We start from the raw sequence: 8,767 nt of genomic DNA, 5'->3' as shown, positions 1-8,767 counted from the left end.
GGTCAGGACGGGCGGGGTCAGGACGGGGTGAAGCGCACCGGCAGCTCCTTGAGCCCGTTGACGAAGTTCGACCGCAGCCGGCGCGCCGGGCTGGCCGGGCGGATGTCGGGCGTCCGGTCCAGGATCGTCTCGAAGATGATCTGGAGGTTCATCCGGGCGAGATGGGTGCCCAGGCAGAAGTGCGGGCCGCCGCCGCCGAACCCGAGGTGCGGGTTGGGGTCGCGGCCCACGTCGAACGAGAACGGGTCGTCGAAGACCCGCTCGTCCCGGTTCGCGGACCCGTAGAACAGCACGACCTTGTCGCCCGCCTTGATCTGCTTGCCGCCCAGCTCGACGTCGCTGAGGGCCGTCCGGCGGAACTGGTTGATCGGGCTCACCCAGCGGACGATCTCCTCCACCGCCGCCGGCAGCAGGCTCCGGTCCGCCTTCAGCCGTTCCCACTGCTCGGGACGCTCGAAGAACGCCTGCATGCCGCCCGCCGTCGCGGTCCGGGTCGTCTCGTTCCCGGCGATCGACAGCATGATCACGAAGAGCGCGAACTCCTCCTCGCTGATCCGGCCGCCGCGGGCGTCCGGCGCGAGCAGCTTGGTGACGATGTCGTCGCGGGGCGTCGACTCGCGGCTGCGCGCGAGCTCCACGCCCCAGCCCGCGAACTCGGCGGCGCACATCGCCGACTCGTCCCGGTCCCCGATGAAGTCGGGGTCGTTGAACGCGACCAGCTTGTTCGACCAGTGGAAGATCTTCTGCCGGTCCTCCAGCGGCGCGCCGAGCAGCTCGCAGATCGTGTAGAGGGGCAGCGGCGCGGCGAAGTACTCCACGAAGTCGCACTCGCCGAGCGGCGCGGCCTCGTCGATCAGCCGGTGGCAGATCTCCCTGACGTGGTCCTGGAGCTTCCCGATCATGCGCGGGGTGAAGCCCTTGTTCACCATGGCCCGCAGGCGGGTGTGGTCGGGCGGGTCCTGGAACAGCATCATCTGCCCGTAGAGGGCGATGTCCTCGTCGGTGAACTCCTCGAACATCGCCGTCCGCTCGTGGGAGGAGTACGGGTCGGCGCGCCGGGACACCTGCACGACGTCCTCGTGCCGGGTGATGGCCCAGAAGCCGGGCACCTCCTCGTTCGGGTCCTGGTGCCAGTGGACGGGGTCGTTGTCGCGCAGCCACGCGAACTGCCGGTGCGGGATGCCCCCGCGCTCGTACACGCCCGGGTCGATGATGTCGATTTCGGGAGCCCGGAACGTCCGCGCGGCGGAGCCGGTCGAGGTCGCGAGTGCCATGGGGGACCCTTCGTGCCGGGGGTGGGACCGGGGGCGCCAGCACCGAACTGAGCGCTTGCTCGGGCCCGTGGACCTAGAACACGTTCTAACATGAGACTCCAGTCTCATCAAGGGTCCGGTGGCCGGAGTGACCCATGCCGCACATAGGTGTCGCGGTGGCGGGAGGAGGATCAGCGCAGTATGTAGCGAATGGGGTCGTCCGTCCCGTCGCGGCGGGCGACGCCCCTGGTCTCCAGCGTGCGGATGTGCGCGGCGGCCTCGGCGGCGGCCATGCGGCGGGCGCCCTGGTGCATCTCGGCCCAGGGGTGCCGCCACGTGAGGCCCGCCGTGAGGTCCCACAGGGTGAGGGGAGCGGACGACAGCAGCGCCGCCACCTCCGCGAGGCGCTCCTCGTGATGGCGGATGATCTCCTGCGCGCGGCCGGACAGCCCGGTGAAGCGGAACTGGTGCGCGGGCAGGACCTCCTCCACCGTCATCGCGGAGACCTTGTCGAGGGAGCCGAGGAAGTCGCTGAGCGGGTCCACGTCCGGGGTGTCGTACGGGTAGAGGCCGATGTGCGGGGTGATGCGCGGCAGGACGTGGTCGCCGGTGAAGATGCGGTCGCCGTCCTCCAGGTGCAGGCAGATGTGGCCGGGGGAGTGGCCCGGCGTCCAGATGGCCCGCAGCCTGCGTCCCGGCAGGTCGACGAGGTCGCCGTCGGACAGCTCGCGGTCCGGGATCGCGGGCGGCGCGACCGGCGTCTGCCGGCTGGACCCGGTCAGGTCGGACTCGGCCGCCCCGGCGCGGCGCAGTGCGGTCAGCTCGAAGGCGCGGCGGCCGCCCTGGCCGGCGTTGTGGAACAGGCGGACGATCTCGGCGTCCGCGTGGTGCATGGCGATCCAGGCGCCCGACTCGTCGCGGACGCGTCCGGCCAGGCCGGAGTGGTCGGGGTGGAAGTGCGTCACGACCACGCCGTGGACGTCGCCGACCTCGATCCCGAACGTGCCGAGGCCGTCGCGGAGGGCCGTCCAGGCGTCCTCGTGCTGCCAGCCGGCGTCGATCAGGACGGGCCCCCGGGGGCTCTCCACCGCGTACACGAGCGTGTAGGCCAGCGGATTGTCCGGGATGGGAACTGGAACGCTCCACAATCCTCCGCCGAGGTCTTCGGGTTTCGGCTGCAACGGGACCGCCTTTCGCGCCAGGGAGATCTTTCAGCTCCGTTGGGGTCAGATCCGTTCGAGGATGGTCGCGGTGGACAGCGCGCCGCCCGCGCACATCGTGATCAGGGCCGTCCCGGCGTCGCGGCGCTCCAGCTCGTGCAGCGCCGTCGTGATCAGGCGGGAGCCGGTCGCGCCGACCGGATGGCCGAGCGCGATCGCGCCGCCGTTGACGTTGACCGTGTCCATGTCCGGCCCGTGGACGGACGCCCACGACAGCACGATCGACGCGAACGCCTCGTTGATCTCGGTGATGTCGATGTCGCCCATCGCCATGCCCGACCGCCGCAGGACGCGCTCGGTCGCCTGCACGGGGCCGTCCAGGTGGTAGAACGGCTCCGCGCCGACCAGGGCCTGCGTCCTGATCCGGGCGCGCGGGCGCAGGCCGAGCGCCTTCGCCTTCTCCTCCGCCATCAGCAGGACGGCGGCGGCGCCGTCCGAGATCTGCGACGACGTGCCCGCCGTGTGCAGCGCGTCCGGGCCGAGGACGGGCTTGAGCCTCGCCAGCCCGTCGGCTGTGGTCTCCCGGAGCCCCTCGTCGCGGGTGATCTCCCGGGTCTCGCCGGTGGGGTCGCCGTCGCCGTCCAGGACGGGCGCCGTGATGGGCGCGACCTCCCGGTCGAAGCGGCCGTCCGCCCACGCCTTCGCGGCGAGCTGCTGCGAGCGGGCGCCGAACGCGTCCAGCTCGGCGCGGGTGATGCCGCGGCGGGCGGCGATGCGCTCGGCCGCCTCGAACTGGTCCGGCATGTCGATCGGCCAGTCGCCGGGCCGCGGGTTCGCGGGCAGCACGTTGGAGCCGAGCGGCGCGCGGCTCATCACCTCGACGCCGCAGCCCATCGCGACGTCCACGACGCCCGCGGCGATCTGTGACGCGGCCAGGTGGACGGCCTGCTGCGCCGACCCGCACTGCGCGTCGATCGTGGTGACCCCGGTCTGCCAGGGCAGGCCCGCGTAGAGCCAGGAGTAGCGGCCGACGTGCCCGCCCTGCTCGCCCGCCTGCGTCACGCAGCCCGCGAAGACCTGTTCCACTTCGGCGGCGTCGAGGCCCGAGCGGTCGATCGCGGCGGTCAGCGCGTGCGCGAGGACGGCCATCGGCTTGAGGCCCGCCAGCCGGCCGTTGCGCTTCCCGAGCGGCGTGCGCACCGCCTCGACGATCACCGGGGTACCCATGCGGTCTCCTTATCGAACGCGATTCAGCTATGACTGTAACGGGTTCTAGATTTCGGCCGGCACACCGGTCCCGGCCACCAGGACGGCCCCGCGCGGGCGTCGACTAGCCTGGGAGCCGACCGCCGCCCCCGCGCCGGAGACCCTCATGGCCGCAGACTTCGACGAGCCCGTGTTCGACGACGATTTCGTCCGGAGCGCAACGTTCACCGAGCCGTCCGCGAGCGAGCGGGCCCGCTCGCCCGGCAGGCGCGAGCGCCGGCGCGACCGGCGGGCCGCGCGCCGGGCCGCGCGTTCCGGCGTCCTCCGGTTCCGGCGGCCGCGCCGGGGACGCCGCGAGCCGAGCCACCGCATGGCGGTGTTCCAGGTCCTCGCGGGCATCCTCGTGCTGTTCGCGATCTCGTTCGCGCTCTGGTGGTGGAACTCCGGGGCCAGGGACACCGAGGAGCCGGTGCGGCCGGTCGTCCCGACCGTGCCGAACTCTCCGGCGCCCGTGCCGACGACCGCCGCCCCGAGCGGGATCCCCGAGGTCTAGCGGGCGGGATCGCTCAGCCTGGATGAGTGGCAGTACTCACCTTGAACCGGGGTAGAACGCCCATCCTTGGTTCCGTAGGGTCGCCCTGTCCGGGAGCGTCCGGGACAGGCGACGCTGGTGGTTCCACGGAACACGAGGAACCGGGGGACCCCAGGCCATGAGAGCCAGCATCACCGCGGTCGCGACGCACCTGCCCGACCGGACGGTCACCAGCGCCGAGGTGGAGGCGCGCGTCGCGGCCGAGAGCGGCGGGTACCGGCCGCCTCCCACGATCGTCCAGCGGCTGACCGGCATCCGGACCCGGCATGTCATGGGTGATGACGAGCAGGCGTCCGACCTGGCCGTCGCCGCCGCGCGCCGCGTCCTCGCCCAGCGCGGGACGCACCCCGCCGGGATCGACCTGCTGATCTTCGGATCGGCGTCGCAGGACCTGGTCGAGCCCGCCACCGCGCACATCGTCGCCGCGAAGCTCGGCGCGGCCTGCCCGGTCTTCGACGTCAAGAACGCCTGCAACAGCTTCCTGAACGGCCTCCAGATCGCGGACGCGCTGATCCGCACCGGGCAGCACGAGCGGGTGCTGGTCTGCACGGGCGAGAGCCCGTCCCGCGCGATCCGCTGGAAGGTGCGCGACCGCGCCCAGTTCGCGGACGCCTTCGCCGGCTACACCCTGTCCGACGGCGGCGCCGCGATGCTCGTCGAGGCGGCCCCGGACGGCGGGATCTTCTACCGCGACTTCGCCGCCGTCTCCGCCGCGTGGCGGACCGGAACGCTCCCGGCCGGCGGCTCGATGCATCCCCGCGACCCCGACCGCACCTACTTCAGCGGGGACGGGCGGCGGCTCAGGGACGCGTTCGTGCGGGGCGGCGCCGAGATCTTCACGACCGCGCTGCAGAAGACCGGCCTGACGTGGAACGACTTCGCGGTCGTCGCCGTCCACCAGGTGAGCGTGCCGTATCTGGAGGTGCTGCGCTCGACGCTCGGCATCCCGGCCGGCCGGCTCGTCGTGACGCTGCCCGACCACGGCAACGTCGCGTCCGCGAGCCTGCCGCTGCAGCTCGCCACCGCGCTCGCCGAGGGGCGGTGCGGGCCCGGCGACCGGGTGGCGCTCGTCGGCCTGGCGGGCGGCATCAGCCTCGGCGTCATGTTCGCGGAGCTGTGACCATGAGGCTCTGGATCGTCGTCCCCGCCTATGACGAGGAACGTTCCATCGGCGCGACGCTGCGGCGCCTCGCCGAGCAGACCGACACCGGGTTCACGCTCGTCGTCGTCGACAACGCAAGCACGGACGGGACGGCGCAGGTCGTCAAGGAGTTCGGGGCCGGGAGCGGCGCGTTCGACGTCCGGATCGTCCACGAACCGGAGAAGGGGACGGGCGCCGCCGCCGACACCGGCGTCCGGCACGCCATCGCCGCCGGGGCCACCCACGTCGCCCGCACCGACGCCGACTGCCTTCCGCACCACGGCTGGGTCGCGGCGGTGAAGCGCGCGTTCGGCGACGGGCTGGAGCTGGTGTCCGGGCCGCTGCTGCCGCGCACCGACGAGTTCCCGCTGAGGTTCTGGGAGCGCCGCCTGCTGCCCGCCGTCATCGATCTCGCCGCGCTGTTCGGACGCTTCAGGCCCGGCAACCGGGACCCGCTCTCCCTCGGCCCGTACGTGATGATGCCGGGCTGCAACGTCGCCATCACCGCCGACCTGTACGAGCGGGCGGGCGGGTTCCCGCGCACCCGGATCGAGGACGTCCACGAGGACCGCGCGCTCGTCAACCGCGTCCGCCGCGTCACCGGCGCCTACGGGCTGCGCGAGGACGTCGTCGTGTACGGGTCGGTGCGCCGCCTGCGGGCCTACGGCCTGGTCAGGACGCTCGGCTGGTACGCCGACCACCGCTACCGGCCGCCCGTGGTGGACGTCCGATGATGACCGGCGACTGGGAACGGCGCCTCTATGTGACCGCGCATCCGCTCGCGTATCCGCTGCTGCGCGCCGCGGCCCGGCGCGGGCCGATCGTGCGCGTGCCGGGAGTCGGCGTGGTCGTGAACGACGCGTCCCTGGCGCGCGGGATCCTGACGGACGGCGAGACGTTCCGGAAGGACGGCCCCGGTTCCCCGGGGGAGCTGTGGACGCCGGTACTGGGGCCTTCCGTCCTGCTCAACATGGAGGGCGAGGCGCATCGCGTGCTGCGCCGCCGGCTGGCCGACCTGTTCGTGCCGTCCTATACCGAGGCGTTGTGCGCGCGGGTCCTGGAGGAGCCCTTGGCGCGGCTCACCGGCCGCCTCCGGGACGGCGCGGCCGTCGACCTGGTGGACGCCGTCCGCGTGCTGGCCGGGGCCGTGATCGGCGAGGTCATCGGCCTGGAGACCCGAACCGAACCGGCCTACCGCGACCTGTTCGAGCAGGGTGAGCGCATCGTCGCGATGGTCTCGCTGCGGACGCGGCGGCTGTCGCCGGCCCAGGTGCGGCGGGCCCGGGCCGTGCTGGACCCGCTCGGCGACATCGCCGCCAAGGCGTACGCCGCGGGGGACGAATCAACCGTCATGGGACGGATGCGGACGCTCGGCCTCGCGGAGGACGAGGCCCGGGGAGCCGCCGGGGCCTTCTTCCTGACCGGCACCGAGACGGTCGCCACGCTCCTGCCGCGCCTGATCGCCCTCCTCGCCGACCACGGGCAGCTCGCCCGCGTCGCCGCCGACGGCGCGCTGCTCGACCGGGCCGTCGACGAGGCCATGCGGGTGACCACTCCGACGCCGGTGATGCTGCGCAGCGTGCACCGCCCGGTCGCGGTCGGCGTGGTCGAGGTCCGTCCGGGCGACCGGGTCCTGATCGCCACGCACAACTGCTGCCGCGCCCTCGGGCCGTTCGACCTCGACCGTCCGCACCCGCCCGAGCTGCGGCGGCTGTGGTTCGGCGCGGGTCCGCACTTCTGCCTCGGGTATCCGCTGGCCATGGCGCAGATCCGGCTGGTCGCCCGGACGCTGCTCGCCGCCGGGCCGCTCACGATCACGCGCCGCGCCGCCGCCCGGGGCGTCCTGATCCCGACGTACCGGGAACTGGCCGTCCGCGTGGGAAGGGGGATGGCGTGACCCTCGTCCGGCGACTGCTCGACCAGGCAGCCAGGACGCCCGGTGCCATCGCGCTCGTCTCCGGGGACGGCACGGAACTCACCTACGGCGAACTGCGGAGGCGGGTGCTCGCCGTCCGGCACGGGCTGCTCGCCGCCGGGCTGGCGCCCGGTGACGGGGTGCTGTTCTCCGTCCGGCCGTCGCCGGAGTCGCTCGTGCTGGCGCTGGGCGTGGTCGCCGCCGGGGGAGTGGTCGTGTTCGCCGATCCGGGGGCCGGTCCCGAGATGTTCTCGGCGCGGTTGAGGCTGGCGCGTCCGCGCTGGTCGGCGGCGGAATCGATGCTGTACGCGGGAAGTCGGCTGCGGCCCGTCCGGGCGTATGCGCGACGGCGCGGGCTGCTGCTGCCGAACCTCGCGGACCTGGAGATTCCCGGCGAGGGGCCGATGCGGCACATCCATGTCGGGCGGCGGCTGCCCGGCGTGCCGCGAGACGCGCTGTCGTTCCAGCACCTGGCGGACGGAGACGCGCCCGACCTGGTTTCCGCCATCGACCCGGACGCGCCCGCCGCGGTGATCTTCACGTCGGGGACGACGGCGGACCCGTGCGCCGTCGTCCACACCCAGGCGTCGCTGGCGGCGGCGCTCGACCTGTTCCGGACGCGGATGCCGCTCGGCCCCGGCGACGTCGTCCACACCGATCAGCTCATGCTCGGGCTCCCGGCGCTGGTCGCGGGGGCGCGCTGGTCGATGCCGCCGTTGACGGGCGCCCCTGCCGGCGCCGCCCGGCTGATGCGGGAACGGGGGGCCACGCACACGTTCTGCGTGCCCGTCCACCTGGGCGAGATCCTGGACGCGTCCCCGGACCTGCCGCCGACCTTGCGGTACGTGCTGCTCGGCGCCGCGCCCGCACCGGCCGCGATCCTCCGGCGGGCCGTCGCGGCGGCGCCGTCCGCCGAGGTCCTGTCCGTCTACGCGATGACGGAGATCCTGCCGGTGGCGATCGCGTCGGCGCAGGAGAAGCTCGCCCACGCCGCCCGCACCGCGCCCGGTGACCTTCTCGGAGCGCCGCTGCCCGGCGTCGGCGCCCGCCTGGCGGACGACGGCGAGCTGCTGCTGTCCGGCCCGAACCTGTGCCGCGGATATCTCGGCGCCGGCCCCGTCTCGGAACTGCCGACCGGCGACCTCGCGCGCCTCGACGGCGGCCGCCTCGTCCTCATGGGACGCAAGAAGGACATGCTGATCCGGGGCAAGTTCAACCTCTACCCCGGCCTGTACGAACCGTCGATCGCCGCGCTTCCCGGCGTGGCGGAGGCCGCGATCGTGGGCGTGCCCGACGCCGGTACCGGGGACGAGGAGGTGGTCCTGGCGGTCGTCGGCCCGGGCGATCTTCCGGGGCGGCTCCGGCGCAGCCTCCCCGGCGTCATCGACCACGACGCGCTCCCGGACCGCATCGTCGTCCTGGACGAGCTGCCGCGCTCCGGCCGGACGCGCAAGCTCGACCGCGACCGCCTCCGCGAGCTGGTCACCCCGTGAAGGCCGC

8 protein-coding genes are annotated in these 8,767 nt (G+C 73.5%); 5 read left to right on the top strand and 3 right to left on the bottom strand.

Going from position 1 to position 8,767, the window contains the following annotated elements; translation table 11 throughout:
* Window positions 1-17 precede the first annotated feature (17 nt).
* The 3 genes from ETD83_RS20250 to ETD83_RS20240 form a co-directional block, all read right to left on the bottom strand.
* Window positions 18-1,274 (bottom strand): cytochrome P450, encoded by a 1,257-nt coding sequence (locus tag ETD83_RS20250; protein ID WP_138646709.1) that lies wholly within the window; start codon window positions 1,272-1,274, stop codon window positions 18-20.
* A 170-nt stretch (window positions 1,275-1,444) separates the two neighbouring features.
* Complete coding sequence (locus ETD83_RS20245) at window positions 1,445-2,434, bottom strand: MBL fold metallo-hydrolase (protein ID WP_138646708.1); 990 nt, start codon at window positions 2,432-2,434, stop codon at window positions 1,445-1,447.
* Window positions 2,435-2,479: 45 nt separating this feature from the next.
* The gene (locus tag ETD83_RS20240) at window positions 2,480-3,640 is read right to left on the bottom strand and encodes a steroid 3-ketoacyl-CoA thiolase (RefSeq protein ID WP_138646707.1); all 1,161 of its coding nucleotides are present in this window, start codon (window positions 3,638-3,640) and stop codon (window positions 2,480-2,482) included.
* A 145-nt stretch (window positions 3,641-3,785) separates the two neighbouring features.
* Here ETD83_RS20240 and ETD83_RS20235 point away from each other — a divergent pair, with 145 nt between their 5' ends.
* The 5 genes from ETD83_RS20235 to ETD83_RS20215 all read left to right on the top strand — a co-directional run bounded on the left by ETD83_RS20235 (window position 3,786) and on the right by ETD83_RS20215 (window position 8,760).
* Window positions 3,786-4,172 (top strand): SCO2583/SCO2584 N-terminal domain-containing protein, encoded by a 387-nt coding sequence (locus ETD83_RS20235; RefSeq protein WP_138646706.1) that lies wholly within the window; start codon window positions 3,786-3,788, stop codon window positions 4,170-4,172.
* 157 nt (window positions 4,173-4,329) lie between these two features.
* Window positions 4,330-5,331, top strand: a complete 1,002-nt coding sequence (locus ETD83_RS20230; RefSeq protein ID WP_138646705.1) for a 3-oxoacyl-ACP synthase III family protein — start codon at window positions 4,330-4,332, stop codon at window positions 5,329-5,331.
* A gap of 2 nt (window positions 5,332-5,333) precedes the next feature.
* The gene (locus tag ETD83_RS20225; protein ID WP_138646704.1) at window positions 5,334-6,086 is read left to right on the top strand and encodes a glycosyltransferase family 2 protein; all 753 of its coding nucleotides are present in this window, start codon (window positions 5,334-5,336) and stop codon (window positions 6,084-6,086) included.
* Window positions 6,083-7,249, top strand: a complete 1,167-nt coding sequence (locus ETD83_RS20220; RefSeq protein ID WP_138646703.1) for a cytochrome P450 — start codon at window positions 6,083-6,085, stop codon at window positions 7,247-7,249. The genes ETD83_RS20225 and ETD83_RS20220 overlap by 4 nt, the downstream gene beginning before the upstream one ends.
* Window positions 7,246-8,760, top strand: coding sequence for a class I adenylate-forming enzyme family protein (locus tag ETD83_RS20215; RefSeq protein ID WP_138646702.1), 1,515 nt, complete (start codon window positions 7,246-7,248; stop codon window positions 8,758-8,760). Before ETD83_RS20220 ends, ETD83_RS20215 begins: the two co-directional genes overlap by 4 nt.
* Window positions 8,761-8,767: the final 7 nt, after the last annotated feature.

The sequence above is a fragment of the Actinomadura soli genome (assembly GCF_005889715.1).
Lineage (GTDB): Bacteria > Actinomycetota > Actinomycetes > Streptosporangiales > Streptosporangiaceae > Spirillospora > Spirillospora soli.
The sequence above is the reverse complement of the archived record's forward strand: the minus strand, read 5'-3'. Positions and strand labels throughout refer to the sequence as shown.

Bases quoted from the DNA above. Each gene is read 5' to 3' on its own strand.
- ETD83_RS20220 (WP_138646703.1), top strand. From the start codon at position 6,083: ATGATGACCGGCGACTGGGAACGGCGCCTCTATGTGACCGCGCATCCG.
- ETD83_RS20250 (WP_138646709.1), bottom strand. From the start codon at position 1,274: ATGGCACTCGCGACCTCGACCGGCTCCGCCGCGCGGACGTTCCGGGCT.
- ETD83_RS20225 (WP_138646704.1), top strand. From the start codon at position 5,334: ATGAGGCTCTGGATCGTCGTCCCCGCCTATGACGAGGAACGTTCCATC.
- ETD83_RS20240 (WP_138646707.1), bottom strand. From the start codon at position 3,640: ATGGGTACCCCGGTGATCGTCGAGGCGGTGCGCACGCCGCTCGGGAAG.
- ETD83_RS20230 (WP_138646705.1), top strand. From the start codon at position 4,330: ATGAGAGCCAGCATCACCGCGGTCGCGACGCACCTGCCCGACCGGACG.
- ETD83_RS20235 (WP_138646706.1), top strand. From the start codon at position 3,786: ATGGCCGCAGACTTCGACGAGCCCGTGTTCGACGACGATTTCGTCCGG.